Raw genomic sequence first — 19,159 nt, forward strand, 5'->3', positions numbered from 1 at the left:
GGAGTCGGAGGTCACACCGCGTCGAGCCGCTCGGCGACCGACGCCCAGTGGCTCCCCTTCCAGAACCAGCGCCCGCAGTCGCGACAGCGCCACGCGGGGCGGGAGTCGGCGTCGTGATCGTCGCCCGACGCGTCGCACGCCGGCGACGAGCCAACGTCGTCGGGCACGTACTCGGGGCGCTCGTCGGGACCGACGGCGGCTCCGGCCGGACCGACCCGTTCGACCGGGCCGTTGCAGGCCCCGCAGCGCGTCGGCTCCGCGGCGAGTTCGACGGGGAGCCCCGCCTCGGCGACCTCCCGGAGCTGATCGAGCACGTCGCGCTCGGTCAGGAGGATGGCGCCGTCGGCGCGGGCGGCCAGCTGGCGGTCGCGGGTGATCAGGGTCCGGTCCTCGGCGGCCGCGAGCGACAGGATTCGGTCGTCCGCCTCGGCTCCGCGGTCGAGCGCGTAGGCGGCGTCGTAGCCGCACATCCGGAGGTAGGTGGCGAGCTTTCCGCACATGGCGTCGAGGAGGACGCGAGGGGGCTCACCACCGGCGGCCGCGCCACCGTCGCCGGGAGGCATCAGTCGTCGAGGAACGCCCGGAGCCCGTCGGGATCGCGCCCGTTGAGCACGTCCGCCGTCTCGGCCCACCCGCGTCGGGCGGTGTGGACCCCGTACCGGGCGTTGTCGAGTTCGCGAGGCGAGTGCGCGTCGGTGTTGACGGCAATGGTCGCGCCCGCGTCGACCGCGGCGCGGACGGTGTCGCCGTCGGCGTCGAGCCGGGCCGGGTTCGCGTTCACCTCGATGGCCGTGCCGGCGGCGGCGGCCGCCTCGACCACGGCGGCCACGTCGGGCGCGATCCCCGGGCGGCTGTTGATGATCCGTCCGGTCGGGTGGCCGAGCACGTCGACGTGCGGGTGTTCGACCGCCCGGACCAGCCGCTCCGTGGCGGCGTCGGGGTCCTGCCCCAGCGCGGAGTGCGGCGAGGCGACGACGATATCGAGGTCGGCGAGCGTCTCGTCGTCGGTGGTGATCGCCCCCTCGGCGTCGATGTTGGCCTCGACGCCGTGGAGGACCTCGATATCGGCGTCGGCGCCGCCGCCCTCGCCGACCGGGACGGCCCCGTCGACCGAGTCGATCGCCTCCGCGACGGCCTCCGCCTGCGCCGCGATCTCGCTCTCGTCGAGGCCGGTGTTGCCGAAGATCCCGGGCCCAGCGGCGTGGTCGGTGACCGCGTGCACGTCGTACCCGCGCTCCGCGGCCGCCTCGATCATTTCCGCGATCGAGAACCCGCCGTCCGACCAGTCGGTGTGGGTGTGGAGGTCGCCGCGGAGCGCCTCGGTCTCGACGAGGTCGGGGAGCTCGCCCACGGCCGCCGCCGCGACCTCGCCGTTGTCCTCGCGGAGCTCGGGCGGGACGGGCTCCATGTCGAGCGCTTCGTAGACGCCGTCCTCGGTCGCGCCCGCGACGCGTTCGCCGACTCGCCGGTCGTCGGTGTCCGCTCCGTCGCCGCCCGCGGCGTCCGCCCCGTCGATGTCGGAGACGTCGAACAGGCCGTACTCGTTGAGCTTCAGGCCGCGGTCGATCGCGCGGTTGCGCACCGCGACGTTGTGCGCCCGCGAGCCGGTGAAGTACTGCAGCGCAGCGCCGAACTCGTCGGGGTCGACGATCCGGAGGTCCACCCGGGTGCCGCTCGCGCGGACGCTCGCCTTCCCGGTGCCCGCCTCGATCGTCGCGTCCGCCTCGGGCCACTCCGTCAGCGCCTCGACGATCGGCTCGCGCGCGTTACTGGCGACGAGCAGGTCGATGTCGCCGATGGTGTCCTTCCACCGCCGGATCGAGCCACAGACCTCGACCGACGCGACCGCGTCGACGTCGTCGAGGTACGACAGCGCGTCGTCCGCGACCGGGCGGGCGTCGCCGAGCCGGGTACGCTTCCGGGCCTCGCGCGCGAACGGGATGTTGTCGAGGATGTTCTCCTCGGTCTTCGCGCCGAAGCCGGAGACCTCCCGGATCTCGCCCGCCTCGGCCGCTTCCTCCAGCTCGTCGAGCGTCACGATCCCGAGTGCCTCGTAGAGGCTCCCGACGGTTTTCGGGCCGACGCCCTCGACCGCGGTCAGCGCCTCGATGTCGGCGGGGAGCTCCGAGCGGAGCTCCTCCAGCTCCTCGATCCCGCCGGTCTCGAAGTACTCGACGATCTTCGAGGCGATCGCGTCGCCGACGCGGTCGATCTCGGCGACCGCGTCCTCGCCCTCCCCCGCGAGGTTCTCGATCGGCGCGGTGTGCTCGCGGACGTTCTCCGCGGCGCGGCGGTAGGCGGTCGGCTTGTACTCGACCCCGGTCGCTTCGAGCCGGTCGGCGAACTCCTCTAAGAGGGCGGCGACCTCGTCGTTGCGGCTCATTACGTGAGTGTTCGGTCGGACGGTACTAATAAGTGAGAGCGATCGGGGCGAACCAGCTGGACGGCGCTGTTGAAATCCTCCGCGGGCGATAGTTTCACCCTTAGTCGCTCAGTACAGACCGCGAACCGACAGACTACCGGACAAATACACTGCACCTCGCCCCGAGGGAGCTGCGTACGTTTCCAGAGGAGTTGCTATGAAACATATACTATTCAGCAGGAGATGAATCTGTGTGGATTTATCAAGTTAGATTGGTATGTAGTCGCATGGGAATTTCAGATATGCTTGAAGGTGAGATGACAACAAAACAAATGGGAGTTATAATGATTCTCTACATGGCGGGTCTGGGGGCTTTTGGGGTACTGGCTGTTATCGTGATACACGGTCTTGGATGGCAGTGGCTCTAGAGAATCGCTGCAAGGCGGCGACAGACAATTGTCACATCAAAGGGAAATAGCGGATCAGCGATACCCCCTGTCGAATCTCCTCCGATCAACAAGCACTCTTTAGCGACCGGATGTTTCTGACGACAATATATCTGAAAAATAGGAATTCAACAGGGCCACTTGGGCGTATATTGACGATTGGCGGGAGGTGACCTCCTTCCCGTCGTAAACGACGGGGCTTCCCACGGTACCGCACCGCTGGGTTGGGATATTTGCTGGTTGACGACTCGTCGGCATGACGAGCCGATGGCGTTCACGAGAACGCTGTTCTCGTGCAGCCCATCAGAAATCGAAGATTTCTGAGGACGGGGCCACACCGCCGTTACTCCTATCCCCCGGCAGGGGGGACTCAGAGTTATCTTGACCGAGACACCACAGCGGTTCGAGAGGGTGTCTCGAACGTTGTGATTCTCGGAGTCACGATATTGTGCATTTAGGTGGCGGTGAAACCGCCTCGGTGTACGTCATGCTCCGGCGTGACGCTACATAAATATCCGCATCAGCGTCAGAACGTGGTCTGTAGAGGACTTGTCGGCTTCACTCCCGCCGTAAACGGCGGGATTCTCTCCTCGAAGAAAGATAGATGACGAACGCCTCCAAAGCCCCAGCCGCGGGCGACGCCACCGCAGATCGATTTATAACTAGTCGTCCGGTCTCGGAGCGATCGATGGACAAGACATTTGTCCGATCTCACATATCGCTCACGCATGCCCTCCCCGCTCGCCGCCCTCTCCGGACTCGTCAGCGGCCTCCTCGACCGCTCTCGCGCCGGCTTCCGCCGACTCGAGCCGGGCGGTCGAGGCCTCGCGATCGGAGTCGTCCTCCTCGTCGCCCTCGCGTCCACCCTCGGGATCCTCGCCCTCGGGGCCGCCTTCGACGCGACGATCGACCGCGAGGTGACGGTCGACAACCCCGACCGTCCGTCGGACTCGACCTGCGAGACGTTCGGCGAGGACGACGACTCGGTCTTCGCCGAGCGGTGCGACCGACCCGAGCGGGTCGACGTGGACGTGGGCGAGGAACTGCGGAGCGCGGCGAACGGCTACCTCGGCTACGCGGTGGTCGGGGTGCCGATCTGGTGGGCGGTCTTCGCGCTCGTCCTCCACGGCGGGGCGCGCCTCGCGGGCGGCGCCGGCTCGGTCGGCGACTCGTTCGTGGTCGCGGCGTGGGCGATCGCCGCGGAAGTGGCTCGGCTGGCCGTCGGCCTCGCCGCGGTCTGGTACGCGCTCGCGACGGCGACGGTCGACGGGACCACGATCGAGGCGATCGCGAACGAGATCGTCGCGGCCATGTCGGCGATGCGGGGGCCGCTCCTGATCGCCTCCGCGGTCGTGATCGCGGTCCAGTGGGTCGTGGTCGTCGGCGGACTGGAGGCGTACCACGACCTGGACCGGGGGGTCGCCGGGACCGTCGCGGGCGTCCTCGCGCTGCTCGGGCTCCTGCTGGCGGCGGTGTGAGGACCGACGGGACGCGGGGTTCGCGGGCGTCCGCCGTTTCGGGAGTTTTTAACCCGGTCGGCGACCCTCTCCCGACATGATCCTGTCGGACGCGGACATCCTCGACCGCCTCGCGGACGGGGACCTGGTGGTCGAGCCGCTCGACGACGTCGACCAACAGGTCCAGCCCGCGAGCGTCGACCTGCGGCTCGGCGAGCGCTTCCTGGAGTTCCAGCGCACGAACATCCCCTGCATCCACCCAACCGAGGCCGACGAGGTCGGCGAGTACGTCACGGAGACGCGCGTCCCCGAGGGCGAGGAGTTCATCCTCCACCCGGGCGACTTCGTGCTCGGGACCACCACGGAGCGCGTCGAGATCCCCCCGGACCTGCTCGCGACCGTGCAGGGCCGGTCGTCGCTCGGGCGCCTCGCGATCGTCATCCACGCCACCGCGGGGATCGTCGACCCTGGGTACAAGGGGCAGATCACGCTCGAGCTGTCGAACCTCGGCACCGCGCCCGTCGCGCTCACGCCCGGAATGCGCGTCTCGCAGCTCATCTTCACCGAGCTCAAATCGCCCGCGAACCGCCCGTACGGCGTCGAGCGCGGTTCGAAGTACCAGGACCAGGACGGCCCGCAGGCCTCCCGGATCGGCTCCGACCCGGAGTTCCACCGCGACGGGGACGAGTCGGGCGGTGACGAAGGGGGCGCGGACGGCGACGAAGGGGGCGCGGACGGCGAGGACAACACCGACCCCGCGGGGGACGACGCATGAAGTTCATCGAGGAGGTCGTCGTCGACGAGTTCCTCCCGACGGTGCGCTCGATGCTGGCCGAGGACCTCCGCGAGCGGGGGTTCACCCAGCGCGAGGTCGCCGACGCGCTCGGCATCTCCCAGTCGGCGGTCTCGAAGTACGCCCACGGCGACGTGGCGCGCCACGATCGGGTGGTCGCCGACGAGCGCGTCCGCGAACTCGTCGAGCGCGTGGGCGAGGGGCTCGCCGCGGGCGACGTGACCCCAGTCGCGGCGCTCGTCGAGATCGAGGTGCTGATCCGCCGGCTCGAGGAGGGGGACCTCCTCGCCGACCTCCACGAGGAGGCGATGCCCGCGCTCGCCGACGCCGACGTGGAGTTCTCGGTCCACGACCCGGACAGCGGGCTCCGCGAGCGCGAGCGCGTCCTCTCCTCGGTCCGTCGCGGGCTCCGCACGCTGACGAACGCCTCCGGCTTCGCGCGGCTCATCCCGAACGTCGGCGCCAACGTCGCGGAGTGCCTCGACGACGCGCGGACGATCGACGACGTGGCGGCCGTCCCCGGGCGCCTCGTCGACGTGAAGGGGCAGGCGATGGTCCCCGGCGAGCCCGAGTTCGGCGTGAGCGAACACGTCGCGACGGTCCTCCTCGCCGCGCGCGAGGCGGGGGTGACCGCCCGCGGCGCGGTGAACGTCCGGTACGATCCCGCCATCGTCGAGGCGCTCGCCGCCGACCGTCCCGCCGTGGAGTTCGACGCCGAGCGCCCGACCCGCGAGGCGGTCGCCGAGGCTGTCGGCGCCCCCGACCGTCTCGAGGGCGCCGACACGCTCGTCCTCTACCAGACCGGCGCCGTCGGCGTCGAGCCGATCGCGTACCTCCTCGCGCCGACCGCGTCGGAGGCGGCCGCGATCGTCCGCGAGATCGTGTAGGCGAGATCGTGTCGGCGAGATCGTGTCGGCGAGGCGGACGGGCCGACGGATTCTGCTCTCTCCCCGGTCCGTGGCCGGCATTCATTAGCATGCCCGACCAACGTCACGTATGACTCGTCCAGACGCGGTTCGGATGGCGGACGACGAGCGCGACGAGTTCCTCGGTCGGTCGGGGACGGGAGTGCTCTCCCTGTCGACGCCCGGCGACGATCCCCCGCACTCGGTCCCGGTTTCGTACGGGTACGATCCGGTCGACGAGGTGTTCTATTTCCGTCTCGCCGTCGACGAGGAGAGCGGAAAGGCGAACCCCACCGATCGCGGAACCACGTTCGTCACCTACGGCGAACGCGACGGGCGGTGGCGGAGCGTGGTGGCAAGCGGCCGGTTGGTGTCAACGACCGACGAGTCGCTCTCCACGGAGTCGCTCGCCGGGCTCGAACGCACGAAGCAGATACCGATAGTCGACATCTTCGGCGAGCCGACGAGTCAGGTGGAGTTCCAGTTTTACCGGCTCGATCCGGACCGGCTCACCGGCCGCGTCGAGCGGCCGATGGAGCCCTGAGTCGCCTCCCCTCGGGACCGGTGCCGAGAGGGGGCGTGCGACGCCGTTCGACCCGTCGGCGCGGCTTCCCGGCGGCGCGGCTTCCCGGCGGCGCGATCGATCCGACTCGCTCCCACCCGGAAACCAGCGGGCTTTAGGCCCGTATCCACGACAACTCGATACACACACCACATGAGCCACGAGGACTTCCCCACCGACGACCCGGCGGTGGTGACCTGTGGGCTGCCGTACGCCAACGGCGACCTCCACATCGGCCACCTGCGCACCTACGTCGGCGGCGACGTGTACAGCCGCGCGCTCGAACGGCTCGGGCAGGAGACCGCGTTCGTCTCCGGCTCGGACATGCACGGCACCCCCGTCGCGGTCAACGCCGAGCAGGAAGGGGTCTCGCCCGAGCGGTTCGCGCTCGACTGGCACGAGCGGTACGCCGCGACGTTTCCGAAGTTCAACGTCGAGTTCGACAACTACGGCCACACCCACGACGAGACGAACACGGCGGTGACCCAGCAGCTCGTCCGCGACCTCGACGAGGGTGGCCACCTCTACGAGAAGGAGATCATGGTCGCGTACGACCCCGTCGACGACCAGTTCCTCCCGGACCGGTACGTCGAGGGGACCTGCCCGTACTGCGGCGCGCACGCTCGCGGCGACGAGTGCGACGAGGGGTGCCAGCGCCACCTCGAACCCGGCGAGATCGAAGACCCCGAATCGACGATCACGGGCAACCCCGCCGAGTACCGCGAGCGCACCCACAAGTTCTTCGAGGTCTCCGCGTTCGCCGACTACCTCTCCGGCTTCCTCGACCGGCTGGAGGGCACCTCGAACGCCCGGAACCAGCCCCGCGAGTGGATCGAGCAGGGGCTCCAGGACTGGTGTATCACGCGGGACATGGACTGGGGGATCGACTACCCCGGTGGCGAGGCGACGGAGTCGCCTCGGGGAGGCGGTGAAACCGCCGACCACGACCTCGTCTTATACGTCTGGGTCGACGCCCCGATCGAGTACATCTCCTCGACGAAGCAGTACACCGATCGCGTCGGCGCCGACGCGTTCGACTGGGAGGCTGCCTGGAAGGAGGGCGCGAGCGACGCGCACCCCGAGGGCGGCGAGATCGTCCACGTGATCGGCCGCGACATCATCCAGCACCACACGATCTTCTGGCCCGCGATGCTGGAGGCGACGGCCCACACCGAGCCGCGCGCGGTGATGGCGAGCGGGTTCGTCACCCTCGGCGGCAAGGGGTTTTCCACGAGTCGGGACCGAGCGGTCTGGGCCGACGAGTACCTCGACGAGGGGTTCCACCCCGACCCGCTGCGCTACTACCTCGCGACCAACGGCGGGTTCCAGCAGGACGTGGACTTCTCGTGGGAGAAGTTCCGCGACCGCGTCAACACCGAGCTGGTGGGGACGGTCGGCAACTTCCTCTACCGCTCGCTGCTGTTCGCCCACCGTAACTACGACGACGCGCCCATCGCGGACGCGACGAGCGACGAGGTGGCTGCGCGGATCGACGAGGCGATCGCCGACTTCGAGGCCGCCGTCAACGACTACTCCGTGCGCGCGGTCGGCGACGCCGTCACGGACCTCGCGCGGTACGGCAACGAGTACATCCAGCGCAGCGAGCCGTGGAAGCTCGTCGACGACGAGCCCGCGGAAGCGGCGCAGGTCATCCACGACTGCGTCGCGATCGCGAAGGCGATCGCGGTCCTGTTCGAGCCGATCGCCCCCGAGAAGGCGGAGCGGCTCTGGGCCCAGCTCGGCGAGGACGGCTCCGTTCACGAGGTCACCGTCGAGGCGGCCCGCGAGGGCCCCGCCGGCGACCTCGCCGAGCCGACGGAGCTGTTCGCGCAGATCGAGGACGAGCGCGTCGAGGCGCTGAACGAGAAGCTGGAGGCGCGCGTCGCCGAGGCGGAGGACGACGAGAGCGCCGACGGCGAGGCAGAGGGCGACAGCGAAAGCGGCGACGACGGCGAGAGCGACACGAGCGACGACACCACTGACGAACCCGACATGACCGACATCGAACCCCTCAGCGACGACCGGATCAGCTTCGACGACTTCCAGGAACTGGACATCCGTATCGGCCGGATCGAGGAGGCGGAGGGGATCGAGGGAGCCGACGACCTCCTGAGGCTCCGCGTCGACCTCGGCGCGGAGACCCGGACGATCGTCGCGGGGCTCAAACAGCTTCACGACGTCGACGACCTGCCCGGAACGAAGGTCGTCGTGCTCGCGAACATGGAGAAGGCGGAGCTGTTCGGCGTCGAGTCGAACGGCATGGTGCTCGCGGCCGGCGAGGAGGCCGACCTCCTCACGACCTACGAGGACGCCGGACCGGGCACGAAGGTGAAGTGAGGCGGCGGCGCGGGCGACGATCCCGCACCGGTCAGGCGTCGAGCACTTCGATCAGGTTCCCCTCCGGGTCCCTGACGAACAGGATCGTCGTCCCGCTCTCGGTCGTCCGCGGCGGGCTCAGCGTCTCCACGTCGTCGGCGAGGTCGGCGTAGAAGGCTTCCACGTCGTCGACGGACAGGCCGAGGTGTACCGCGCCCGGGCGGTTCAGTTCGGGGTCCGCGGTCGAGTCGCCGGCGGGGTCGTACGCGACGAGTTCGATGACTGCGCCGTCGGCGTCGAGGTGGGCGAACGCGGCCGACGCGTCCTCGACGGCGACGGCCTCGGCGAAGGCGTCGCCGCCGACAGCGAACTCCGAGAGGAGGTCGAGGCCGAACGTCTCGGTGTAGAAGTCGACGGCGCGATCGAGGTCGGAGACGGTGATTCCGACGTGGTGAGCGGTTGGATCGGACACGGTCCGTGGATCGGCGGTCGGCGAGAAAACGGTGTCGACCGCTCTACGTGAGAGATTGAATAGTGGCTGATGATGACTTTGCGGCGAACACCTCCAAAGCCACAGCCTCGCGGCTCGTGCGAGGCTCCCTTCGGTCGCCCGCATCAGTCGCCGCCGCGGTATTCGTTTATAAATAGTCGTGTCGCCGGAGCCCCGTCGATCGACGACCGGCAGCATCCGGGCGCTTCCGGTCGCTTATAAGCCTCACCGAGGTATTCCCGGGCGATGAACCTCGGCCGGATCAGGGAGTACGACGTGCTCGTGCTCACCTCGCTGATCTGGTTTCTCGGGAAGTTCGTGCGGTACGCGTTCCCGCCGCTGTTCGGGCCCCTGCAGACGAGCTACGGAGTGAGCAACGCCGCCGTCGGCGCGGCGTTCTCGGGCTTCATGGCCGTCTACGCCCTCCTGCAGTTCCCGAGCGGAGCGATCGCCGACCGCGTCGGCGCGGTCCGGGTGATCGCGGCGGGGGCGGCGGTGGCGGGCGTCGGCGCCCTCTCGCTCCTCTTCGACACCCCCTTCGCGGTGCTGGCAGGGGCGATGCTCGTGATCGGCGCGGGGACGGGCGCGCACAAGACGGTCGCGATACGGCTGCTCTCGCGGGTGTACCCGGTCCGGACCGGCCGCGCGCTCGGCGCCCACGACACCTTCGGCGCGCTCGGCGGGGTGGCCGCGCCCGCGGCGGTCACGCTCTTCGTCGCCGCGCCGCCCGCGCTCGCCGCGCTCCTCTCGCGGTTCCCGGGCGCGGACTGGCGCGGCCTGTTCGTCGTCACGGGCGTCGTCGCGCTCGCGCTGGCGGCGGCCTTCTCCCTCCGCGTTCCGGGCCGGCTCCCGGCCGACGCCGACCGCGGTCCGGAGCGGGAGGGCCCGGAGCCGGGGGCGCGAGGCTACCTCGCGCTGTTCGAGGACCCCCGGATCACGGCGTTCGTGCTCGTGACGATCGCCTTCTCGTTCGCGTACAACGGGGCCGTCGCCTTCCTCCCGCTGTACCTCTCGGAGGCGGCCGGGCTGTCGGGCGCGACAGCGAACCTGCTGTACTCCGCGCTGTTCGCGGTCACCTTCGTCCAGCTCGTCTCCGGCGACCTCTCCGACCGCCTCGGCCGCTTCCCCGTGATGGTCGCGGCGCTCGCGCTGGCGGCGGCGGCCCTCGTCGGTGCCGTCGCCGTCGCCGGAGCGGGAGACGAAACGGGGGCGGGACCGGTCGCCCTCGGCGTCCTCGTCGTCGCGTTCGGCCTCGGGTCGCACGGCTTCCGTCCCGTCCGCGGGGCGTACCTGATCGAGGCGCTCCCCGACCGGCTGGCCGGCGGCGGGCTCGGCGCCGTCCGGACCCTGCTGATGGGCGCCGGCGCGCTGGCCCCCGCGACCGTCGGCGCCGTCGCCGACGCGTCCGGTTTCCGGCCCGCGTTCGGGCTGCTCGCCGGGGCGCTCGCGCTCGCGGCCGTCGTGGCGGCGGGACTGTGGGCGACCGAGTAGGGCTGAGTCGGGCCCCGTCCCCGACCGAAACGACCATTCCCCGCGCGAGCGACGCTCGCGTATGCACGTCGTCGTCAACGCGGCACAGAGCGTCGACGGGAAGCTCGCGACGCGCCGCCGAGAGCAGCTCCGGATCTCGGGGGCTGAGGACTTCGACCGCGTCGACCGCGTCAGGGCGGCCGCGGACGCGGTGCTGGTCGGGGTCGGGACCGTCCTCGCGGACGATCCGCACCTCACGCTCGACGAGGAGGACCGGCGCGTCGAGCGCCTCCGGAACGGCCGCCCCGGCAACCCAGCTCGCGTCGTCGCCGACTCGACCGGACGGACGCCGACCGACGCCCGGATCCTGGACGACGCGGCGACGACCTACCTGCTCGTCTCGCCCGCGACGCCCGTCGAGCGCCGGGAGGCCCTCGAAGAGGCCGGTGCCGAGATCCTCGTGGTCGGAGCCGACGAGAGCGGGGGCGACGAGAGCGAGGACCACGAGAGCGGTGACGATGGCCACGTCGACCTCGCGTCGGGAATCAACGCGCTGGCGGCGCGGGGCGTCGGCCGGCTGATGGTCGAGGGCGGCGGCGAGGTCATCGCCTCGTGTTTCGCCGCCGGGCTCGTCGACGAGCTCCACGTGTACGTGGGGTCGCTGGTGATCGGCGGCCGCGACGCCCCGACGCTCGCCGACGGGGAGGGGTTCACCGAGTCGTTCCCGCGGCTCGACCTGGTCGGCACCGAGCGGCTCGACGACGGGATCGTGCTCTCGTACGAGGTTGCAGGCGACTGATACATATCGGTTGGTATGTGATCGGTAATCACGGATCCGGGAGTACACGGTCCGTGCTACCGGTGTACACCCGAATCACCGAAGTATTTATATATCGGCCCACGGTAGTATCTGGTACCAGAACGCCTCCGGCGCTGGTGGGATCGCACGCTGAAATGAACGGGAGCTCTTATGTACGGCTCGACGCACGACGGCGAGCGCTCGCCATCCCCGGAGCGGTGATGGAGAGATAAAAAATGGTAACGAAAGAAGAAGTCATCGAACAGTACGATATCGAGGCGATGGACGAGGCGGACAACGTGGACCTTTCTGAGGACGACCTTGACAACGGGTCGAAGGGTCAGCTCATCAAACGCGCGGGGCAGCTGCGCGACCGACGAAACGAGCTGAACCAGATGGCCTCCGAGCGCGCCTCCAAGCGCGACGACCTCAACGCGAAGACGCGCGAGAAGGTCGACGAGGCCCAGGAACACCGCGAGAAGCGCGACGAGCTCAACGAGCAGGTCCAGGAGCACAAGGACAAGCGCAACGAGCTCAACGCCGAAGCCAACGAACTGTTCGACGAGGTCGAGGAGCTCAAACAGGACATGGAGCTCGGCTCCGGCAAGTCCATCGAGGAGCTCGAATCGGAGATCGAGGACCTCGAGTTCCGTCAGCAGACGGAGGTCCTCGACGCCGAGGACGAGCGCGAGCTCATCGAGAAGATCGACGAGAAGCGCGAGAAGCTCGCCGAGAAGAAGGAGAAGGTCGACGACACCAGCGAGCTCGACGACCTCGTCGAGGAGGCGGAGGAGGTTCGCTCCGAAGCATCCCAGCACCACCAGAAGGTGACGGAGCTCGCCGACAAGGCCCAGGAGCACCACAACCAGATGATCGAGGCCTACCGCGAGGCCGACGACATCCGCGACGAGGCCGACGAGATGCACGAGCTGTTCGTCGAGGCCCAGGAGGCCGCCGACCAGCACCACGAGGACTTCGTTCGCGTCCAGAAGCGCCTGCGCGAGCTCGACAAGGAGGAGGAGAAGGAGCGCAAGGACGAGCGCGCCGAGAAGCGCGAGGAAGAGAAGGAAGAGGCCGAGGAGATCTACCAGAAGTTCAAGGAGGGCGAGACGCTCGACACCGAGGACCTGATGAAGCTCCAGAAGACCGGCCTGCTGTAAGCCCGGTCACAGAGACGTTTCTGCGGCTCTTTCGCGACGTGCAGAGCGCCGGCTCAGCGCGCGGTCACGGTCGGTCCGCGCGGGTCGGTTCCTCGTCGGAGACGTAGCGATCGTACGCGGACGTGAACTCCGCGTCCGATTCGGTCGCCTCCTCCCACGCGGTGAGCCCGCGTTCCGCGGCGGTCCCCGCGACCGAGTTATCGAGGAAAAACGCGACGATGCCCCCGACGGCCATGCCCGTCGACCCGATGACGTAGATCGTGTTCGCGACGACGTCGACGCCGAGGAGGGGACCGAGCAGGACGCTGTCGGCCAGTCCCTGTTGGAAGGCGTCCGCGCTCCCGACGCTCCGCAGGTACTCCGGGACGGCCAGCCCGGAGAAGAGCGCGATTCCGATGATGAAGATGTTGCGCGACGAGTCGAGGTCGACGTACTTGAGGTTCGAGAGCCCGACGCCGACGATCTGTGCGAACATGGCGATGTAGAGGCCGCCGATGATCGGGCTCGGAATGGTGGCGACGAGCTGTCCGAAGTAGCCGACGAACCCGACGACGATCATGAGCGCGGCACCGATCTGGACGACGTACCGCGAGGCCACGCCGGTCAGACCGATGGCACCGATGTTCTCGGAGTACGATGTCGATCCGCCGGTACCCATCACCCCGGAAAAGACGTTCATGAGTCCCTCCATCCCGATGCCGTGTGTCATCCGTTCGCTGCTGGGAGCGCCCATGCCGGAGAGGCGGGCGACCGCGTGGTAATCGCCGATCGACTCGACGATCGAGGCGGCGACACCGGCGAGCATCCCGATGACGAACGCGGGCGTTACGCTCGGGACGCCCCACTGAAGCGGGTAGATGAGGTGGACCGGGTCGGCCGCGGCGACGCTCGCCAGATCGACGTAACCGGGCGCATCCGCCCCGACGACGCCGAAGACCGACAAGGCCGCGGCGAGTATCCACGCGACCACCATCCCGAGGAGGACCGGGAACAGCTGGAATATCTGAGACCGCTCCCCGAGGTACTGCGAAAACAGAACGATGGTGGCCAGCGTCAGACCGACGAGCCACCAGTTCTGATCGGTCGTGGTGATCTCGGGCGCGTTGAACAGTGACAGGCCGATGAGGACGATGACCGGCACGATGACGACCGGAGAGAGGTGCTTTCGCAATCGGCCGACGAGTCCGAGATAGCCGATCGCGACCTCGGCGAGCGCGGCGACGATGATCGCGCCTTGGAGTTGGAGCAGCGCCGCCCGCCAGGCGACGATACCCTCCGGCGGGTTCGCCGTCACGACGCCGATGACCGCGAGCGCGGGCGCGAGCATCGAGAACGGCGCCCCCTGCACGATCGGGTAGCGGTTGCCGAGCGTCGTCTGCGCGAGCGTCGCGATCCCCGACACGACGAAGAACGTGCCGACGAAACGCGGAATGACCGCGTCGGGCATCCCCATCGCGCCGGCGAGGAGAAGCGGCACGGCGATGTTCGCGCCCACCATCGTGAGGTAGTGTTGGGCACCCAGAAGGAGCGACTTCCCCAGCGGGGGTTTGTCGTCGATGCCGTACTGAACGAACGCGTCCTCGTCCTCGTTCCCTGCCATCCCTGTGGCGTCAATCAGCGTAAGGGTACAAAAACTCGGTCTTTGGAGCGTGTCAAGCGCTGGAGTTCGGCCGCAGCGTTCCGAACCGGAGTCGGACCCGCGACGCCGTTCCCGGCGACCTGCGGGGGTCACAGACCGTCGGCGACGGCCGACAGCATATATAAACGGCCGCACGTCTAATCGGGTGCATGGCAAGCGATGCGCGTTCGACCGGACGGAACCTCCTCGCGGCCGCCGTGATCGGAGCGACGGCGACGGTGGCGGGCAAACGACTCCTCGCCCGACTCACCCGCGGTCGGTTCGGCGAGACCGAGGAGTACAACGCGGCGAAGGTGACGGTCTCGGGCCCGATCACCCGCGACACCGGCCGCCCGTCACCGCTCTCGGGCCCGGGCGGGGCGACCGCGGACGACGTGGTCGAGCAGATCGAGGCGGCCGACGAGGATGAGGAGGTCGAGGCGCTCGTCGTCGAGCTCAACACTCCGGGCGGCGAGGTGCTCCCGAGCGACGACATCCGGCGCGCGGCGGCCGCGTTCGACGGCCCCACGCTCGCGTACGCCACCGACACCTGCGCGTCCGGCGGCTACTGGATCGCGAGCGGCTGCGACGAGCTGTGGGCGCGCGACGCGAGCCTCGTCGGCTCTATCGGCGTCGTCGGCTCCCGCCCGAACGCGGCCGGGCTGGCCGACAAGCTCGGCATCTCCTACGAGCAGTTCACCGCCGGCGAGTACAAGGACGCCGGCGTCCCGTTGCGGGAGATCGAGGAGGACGAGCGCGAGTACCTGCAGGGGATCATCGACGGCTACTACGAGCAGTTCGTCGAGACGGTGAGCGAGGGCCGAGACATGGATCCGGAGGCGATCCGAGAGACGGAGGCGCGCGTCTACCTCGGCAGCGACGCCGCCGAGATCGGGCTCGTCGACGAGCTCGGGACCGAGGACGACGTGGAGGACCGCCTCGCGGAGCTGATCGACGCGGAGCCCGAGGTCCGCGAGTTCACGCCCGAGCGGGGGATCGCGGAGCGGCTCGGAATCGGGGCCGAGCGCGTCGCGTTCGCCGCCGGGAACGGCGTCGCGAGCGTGTTCGCGAACGAGGGCGGCGACGTGGACGTCGAACTGCGGTAAGCGGGGTGTGGCCAGCGGGCGAACGGTCCGCGCCGATCCCCCGGCGACGGGGAGCTTTTTATCCGGGCGGATCGACAGTCGGAACGTGACGACGCTGGTCATCTGTATCGACCGATCCGGGGCGATCGGACGGGCCACGAACGTCCCGATGCCGGTCGCCGGCTGGGAGGCGGTCCGCTCGCTCGTCACGGACGCCGGGCTGAGCGACCCGGAGGACGCCAGCGTCAACTGCTTGCTCGAATCGTTGCGGGTCGCCCGCGACCTCCGCGACGAGCGCGAGGAGGCGGTCGTCGCGGTCGTGTCGGCCGAGAGCGACACCGCGGTCGGCGCCGACCGCTCGATCGCCGCCCAGCTCGACGACCTCGTGGACCGGTACGACCCCCGGGCCGCGATCGCCGTCGTCGACTCCGCCGAGGACGAGCAGGTGCTCCCGATCGTCGAGTCGCGGATCCCGGTGGACTCCGTCGACCGCGTGGTGGTCCGGCAGGCCCGCGACATCGAGTCGACCTACTACCTGCTCAAGCAGTTCCTCGCCGACGAGCAGCTCCGGTCGACGATCCTCGTGCCGTTCGGCGTCGCGCTGCTGCTGGTGCCCGCGCTGTTCTACTGGTTCTCCGCCGGCGAGGCGATCGCGGGCGTTGCGGGGCTGCTCGGCGCCGCGCTCCTGTACAAGGGCCTCGCGATCGACCGGTTCGTCGCCGGGATGCCCGAGCGGGTCCGCGAGGCGCTGTACGCCGGGCAGGTGTCGGTCGTGACGTACGTCGTCGCGGGGGGGCTCGCGCTGGTCGGGGGGTTCTTCGGCGTGCTCTCCGCGTCGGAGCTGGGCGACGCCCCGGCCCTGGTGGAGGCGGTGGAGTTCACGTACGCCGCGGTCCCGTGGTTCGCGGTCGCGGGCGTCACCGCGGCGGTCGGGCGACTGCTCGACGAGCTGATCCGCGACGAGGGGATTCGGACGCCGTACCTCAACCTCCCGTTCGTCATCGCCGCCGTCTCCTTAGTCGTCCGCGGGTTCGCCGGCTACTTCCTCGCCCAGGAGGCGATCCACGACCCGTTCGAGATGGGGGGCGTCGCCGTCACTCCGGTCCAGCAGCTCGCGGCGTTCATCGTCGGGGGTATCGTGGTCTCGCTCGTGGGCGTCAAGCTCGCGAGCGACGTGGGCACGGAGACGCTGGAAGACGTGATCGACGCGGACCGGGAGACGGACGGGGAGTGAGGCGTCGTCTCGTCGGTGCGTTCGCCGTCGCCCGGGTCGACCGCGCCCGATTCCCGCGGTCTCCTCGGGTCGACCGCGCCCGATTCCCGCGGTCTCCTCGGGTCGACCGCGCCTCTTTTGTCAGTTGCGGCCGCGTGAGCGGGCATGGACGTGTACGGACTGATCGGGAACCCGGTCGGCCACTCGCTGTCGCCGCCCATGCACGAGGCCGGCTACGGGTCGCTCGGGATCGACGCGCGCTACGTGACGTTCGAACCGGCCCCCGACGACGCCGTCGCGGCGATCGAGGGGGCCGGCGCGCTCGGGGTCGCCGGCCTCAACGTCACGGTCCCGTTCAAGCAGGACGCGCTCGACGCGGTCGACCCGGCGCCCCTCGCGGAGCGGATCGGCGCGGTCAACACGGTCGACTTCGCCCCAGTCCGCGACGGCGACGCCGACCGCCCGCGCGGTCACAACACCGACGCCACGGGCGTGAAACGGGCGTTTTCTCATCACGGCGTCGGACTGGACGGGCGGGACGCGGTCGTCGTCGGCGCCGGCGGCGCGGGGCGGGCGGCCGCGTTCGCGCTGGCCGACGCGGGCGCCGCGGTCCACGTTGCGAACCGCACCGCGGAGCGAGCGGTCGAGCTGGCCGAGGCGGTCCCCGGCGCGACCGGCGGCGGGCTCGACGACCTCGAGGGCCGCGTCGCCGGCGCCGACGTGCTGGTCAACGCGACCAGCGTCGGGATGGACGAGCCCGAGGCGACGCCGGTGCCCGCCGACCACCTCCACGGCGACCTCGCCGTGCTCGACGCGGTGTACGCGCCGATCGACACTCGCCTCCTGCGGGAGGCGGCTGCCGCGGGCGCGACGACGATCGACGGCGCGTGGATGCTGCTGTTCCAGGGAGTCGAGGCGTTCGAGATCTGGACCGGCGCCGACGCGCCGGTGGACGCGATGAACGCGGCGCTGCGGGCGGAGTTGGAGTGAGCGGCGACGGGTCGGAACCCCCTGGGCGACCTCCGGGCGGCTCGCGCGGCGCCCGTCAGAACAGGTTCGGGCTCGCGAGGAGGCCGGCCGTGACGACGAGCGCCACCGAGAGCCCCGCGGCGCCGTAGAAGAACGGTTTCGCGTCGCGGGCGGGCTCGCGGAGCTTCCCGGCGTCGAGCCCGTCGGTCAGCTTTCCGCTGCCGGCCTCGACGAGACCGGTGATCAGGAACCACAAGGCGATCATCGTCAACACGAGGTGACCGCGCGTGCTACTGGTGAGCGACTCGACGCTGTAGAGCGTGCCCGCCATGTGGCCGCCGGTCGCGACGAACGCGAGCGCGGCGATCCGCGTGATCCACCGGAGGCGGCCGACGATCGAACCGAGCGCGCCGCCGTCGATTTCGCCGCGCAGCGCGGGCGGTAGCACCGCCAGCGCGACGAACAACACGCCGCCGGTCCACAGCACCGCGAAGCCGACGTGGACCGACCACATGACCGGGTTGAGAGCGTTCATACTTCCCGTGCGTGCCGGCGATCCTTATAAATAAGCGGGACGCGGTCGACGGTGGACGGAGCCGGTACGCGAGGTGTTGGAGCGATCGAACGGGTAGGAGAGCGATCGGAGGTGTCGGGGAATCTCGCGTACGTCCCGGGCAACAGAGACCCGCGATACGTCCCCGCGGCGAGGGCTTTTAAATATCCGACGTTCGTATTTGCCGTCGATGGCCCTACTGCAGAAGCTCAAAGAGAAGCTCGGGTTCGGGAGCGGTCCCCCCGAACGCGAGGAATCGGACCCCGAAGTGACCGTCGAGCGCGATCCGGAGTCGGAGTCGAAGGCCGAGTCTGAGCCGGAGCCCGAGCCGGATGCAGAGTCGGCGTCCGAGCCGGAGCCGGAGCCGGAACCGGAGGCAGAGCCGGCGTCCGAGCCGGAAGCCGAGCCCGAGCCGTCGGCCGCGTCCGAGGACGCCGCTGCGGACGAGGGATCGGACGACGAGTCGGACGGCGACGAGCCCGTCGCCACCGACACGGAGGCGGCCGCCTCGACCGACTCGCTGGTCGACGAGGAGGGGGCCGCCGAGGACCCGTCCGAGGCGGCCGAACCGGCGGAGGCCGCGGGGATCGCCGACGAGGAGGTCGCGGTCGACGCCGACGAGTCGGGTGCGGTCGAGGACGAGGCGGGTGCGGTCGAGGACGAGGCGGGTGCGGTCGAGGACGAGGCGGGTGCGGTCGACGACGAAGCGGGTGCGGTCGACGACGAAGCGGGCGCGGACGTCGAGGAACTCAAGGGCATCGGGCCGGCCTACGCCGAGCGGCTCGCCGAGATCGGGATCGAGACCGTCGCCGACCTCGCGGCTGCCGACACCGAGGCGGTCGCCGAGGGGACGAGCGTCGGCGAGAAGCGGGCCGCGACGTGGATCGACCGCGCGAAGGAGTTTTGAGGCCACCGACTGCGACCGTTTCCGAGGCGACCGACCGCAACCGTTTCCGAGGCG

General features: G+C 69.8%; 18 protein-coding genes. 13 read left to right on the top strand and 5 right to left on the bottom strand.

What is annotated here, in order from left to right; translation table 11 throughout:
• Nucleotides 1-11 precede the first annotated feature (11 nt).
• Nucleotides 12-563 (bottom strand): Mut7-C RNAse domain-containing protein, encoded by a 552-nt coding sequence (locus C468_RS11270; protein ID WP_008849017.1) that lies wholly within the window; start codon nucleotides 561-563, stop codon nucleotides 12-14.
• Complete coding sequence (locus tag C468_RS11275; protein WP_008849018.1) at nucleotides 563-2,383, bottom strand: helix-hairpin-helix domain-containing protein; 1,821 nt, start codon at nucleotides 2,381-2,383, stop codon at nucleotides 563-565. The genes C468_RS11270 and C468_RS11275 overlap by 1 nt, the downstream gene beginning before the upstream one ends.
• A 266-nt stretch (nucleotides 2,384-2,649) precedes the next feature.
• Here C468_RS11275 and C468_RS18665 point away from each other — a divergent pair, with 266 nt between their 5' ends.
• The 6 genes from C468_RS18665 (at nucleotide 2,650) to metG (ending at nucleotide 8,862) form a co-directional block, all read left to right on the top strand.
• Nucleotides 2,650-2,790 (top strand): hypothetical protein, encoded by a 141-nt coding sequence (locus tag C468_RS18665; RefSeq protein ID WP_169330910.1) that lies wholly within the window; start codon nucleotides 2,650-2,652, stop codon nucleotides 2,788-2,790.
• Nucleotides 2,791-3,536: 746 nt separating this feature from the next.
• Entirely contained in the window at nucleotides 3,537-4,286 is a 750-nt protein-coding gene (locus tag C468_RS11280) for a YIP1 family protein (protein ID WP_008849019.1), read from the top strand.
• A 76-nt stretch (nucleotides 4,287-4,362) separates the two neighbouring features.
• Nucleotides 4,363-5,040 (top strand): dCTP deaminase, encoded by a 678-nt coding sequence (dcd, locus tag C468_RS11285; protein WP_008849020.1) that lies wholly within the window; start codon nucleotides 4,363-4,365, stop codon nucleotides 5,038-5,040.
• Nucleotides 5,037-5,945 (top strand): thiamine-phosphate synthase family protein, encoded by a 909-nt coding sequence (locus C468_RS11290; RefSeq protein ID WP_008849021.1) that lies wholly within the window; start codon nucleotides 5,037-5,039, stop codon nucleotides 5,943-5,945. The genes dcd and C468_RS11290 overlap by 4 nt, the downstream gene beginning before the upstream one ends.
• A 109-nt stretch (nucleotides 5,946-6,054) precedes the next feature.
• On the top strand, nucleotides 6,055-6,507 hold the full coding sequence (locus tag C468_RS11295) for a pyridoxamine 5'-phosphate oxidase family protein (protein WP_049912190.1): 453 nt from the start codon (nucleotides 6,055-6,057) through the stop codon (nucleotides 6,505-6,507).
• Nucleotides 6,508-6,678: 171 nt separating this feature from the next.
• Nucleotides 6,679-8,862, top strand: a complete 2,184-nt coding sequence (metG, locus tag C468_RS11300) for a methionine--tRNA ligase (protein ID WP_008849023.1) — start codon at nucleotides 6,679-6,681, stop codon at nucleotides 8,860-8,862.
• Nucleotides 8,863-8,893: 31 nt separating this feature from the next.
• Here metG and C468_RS11305 read toward each other — a convergent pair whose 3' ends face one another.
• Complete coding sequence (locus C468_RS11305; protein WP_008849024.1) at nucleotides 8,894-9,313, bottom strand: VOC family protein; 420 nt, start codon at nucleotides 9,311-9,313, stop codon at nucleotides 8,894-8,896.
• 264 nt (nucleotides 9,314-9,577) lie between these two features.
• Between C468_RS11305 and C468_RS11310 the strand changes: the two genes are divergently transcribed.
• The 3 genes from C468_RS11310 (at nucleotide 9,578) to C468_RS11320 (ending at nucleotide 12,760) form a co-directional block, all read left to right on the top strand.
• Nucleotides 9,578-10,822 carry an MFS transporter gene (locus C468_RS11310; protein ID WP_008849025.1) on the top strand — a complete coding sequence of 415 codons (1,245 nt, stop codon included), beginning with the start codon at nucleotides 9,578-9,580 and terminating at the stop codon, nucleotides 10,820-10,822.
• Nucleotides 10,823-10,883: 61 nt separating this feature from the next.
• A complete protein-coding gene (locus C468_RS11315) occupies nucleotides 10,884-11,600 on the top strand; it encodes a 2,5-diamino-6-(ribosylamino)-4(3H)-pyrimidinone 5'-phosphate reductase (protein WP_008849026.1) in 717 nt (238 codons plus the stop codon).
• 236 nt (nucleotides 11,601-11,836) lie between these two features.
• Entirely contained in the window at nucleotides 11,837-12,760 is a 924-nt protein-coding gene (locus C468_RS11320) for a coiled-coil protein (RefSeq protein ID WP_008849027.1), read from the top strand.
• Between the two features lie 64 nt (nucleotides 12,761-12,824).
• Here the strand turns inward: C468_RS11320 and C468_RS11325 are convergent, their stop codons facing one another.
• On the bottom strand, nucleotides 12,825-14,360 hold the full coding sequence (locus tag C468_RS11325) for a uracil-xanthine permease family protein (RefSeq protein ID WP_008849028.1): 1,536 nt from the start codon (nucleotides 14,358-14,360) through the stop codon (nucleotides 12,825-12,827).
• A 188-nt stretch (nucleotides 14,361-14,548) separates the two neighbouring features.
• Here C468_RS11325 and sppA point away from each other — a divergent pair, with 188 nt between their 5' ends.
• From sppA to C468_RS11340, 3 genes are all read left to right on the top strand, one after another.
• Nucleotides 14,549-15,484: a signal peptide peptidase SppA gene (gene sppA, locus C468_RS11330; protein WP_008849029.1), complete on the top strand. Its 936-nt coding sequence runs from the start codon at nucleotides 14,549-14,551 to the stop codon at nucleotides 15,482-15,484.
• Nucleotides 15,485-15,569: 85 nt separating this feature from the next.
• On the top strand, nucleotides 15,570-16,697 hold the full coding sequence (locus tag C468_RS11335) for a DUF373 family protein (protein ID WP_049912191.1): 1,128 nt from the start codon (nucleotides 15,570-15,572) through the stop codon (nucleotides 16,695-16,697).
• Nucleotides 16,698-16,841: 144 nt separating this feature from the next.
• Nucleotides 16,842-17,666 carry a shikimate dehydrogenase gene (locus tag C468_RS11340; RefSeq protein ID WP_008849031.1) on the top strand — a complete coding sequence of 275 codons (825 nt, stop codon included), beginning with the start codon at nucleotides 16,842-16,844 and terminating at the stop codon, nucleotides 17,664-17,666.
• Nucleotides 17,667-17,721: 55 nt separating this feature from the next.
• Here C468_RS11340 and C468_RS11345 read toward each other — a convergent pair whose 3' ends face one another.
• Nucleotides 17,722-18,180, bottom strand: coding sequence for a hypothetical protein (locus tag C468_RS11345; protein WP_008849032.1), 459 nt, complete (start codon nucleotides 18,178-18,180; stop codon nucleotides 17,722-17,724).
• Between the two features lie 208 nt (nucleotides 18,181-18,388).
• Here C468_RS11345 and C468_RS11350 point away from each other — a divergent pair, with 208 nt between their 5' ends.
• Nucleotides 18,389-19,105, top strand: coding sequence for a helix-hairpin-helix domain-containing protein (locus C468_RS11350; RefSeq protein WP_008849033.1), 717 nt, complete (start codon nucleotides 18,389-18,391; stop codon nucleotides 19,103-19,105).
• The last annotated feature ends 54 nt before the right edge of the window (nucleotides 19,106-19,159 follow it).

The organism is Halorubrum kocurii JCM 14978 (genome assembly GCF_000337355.1).
Classification (GTDB): Archaea; Halobacteriota; Halobacteria; order Halobacteriales; family Haloferacaceae; genus Halorubrum; species Halorubrum kocurii.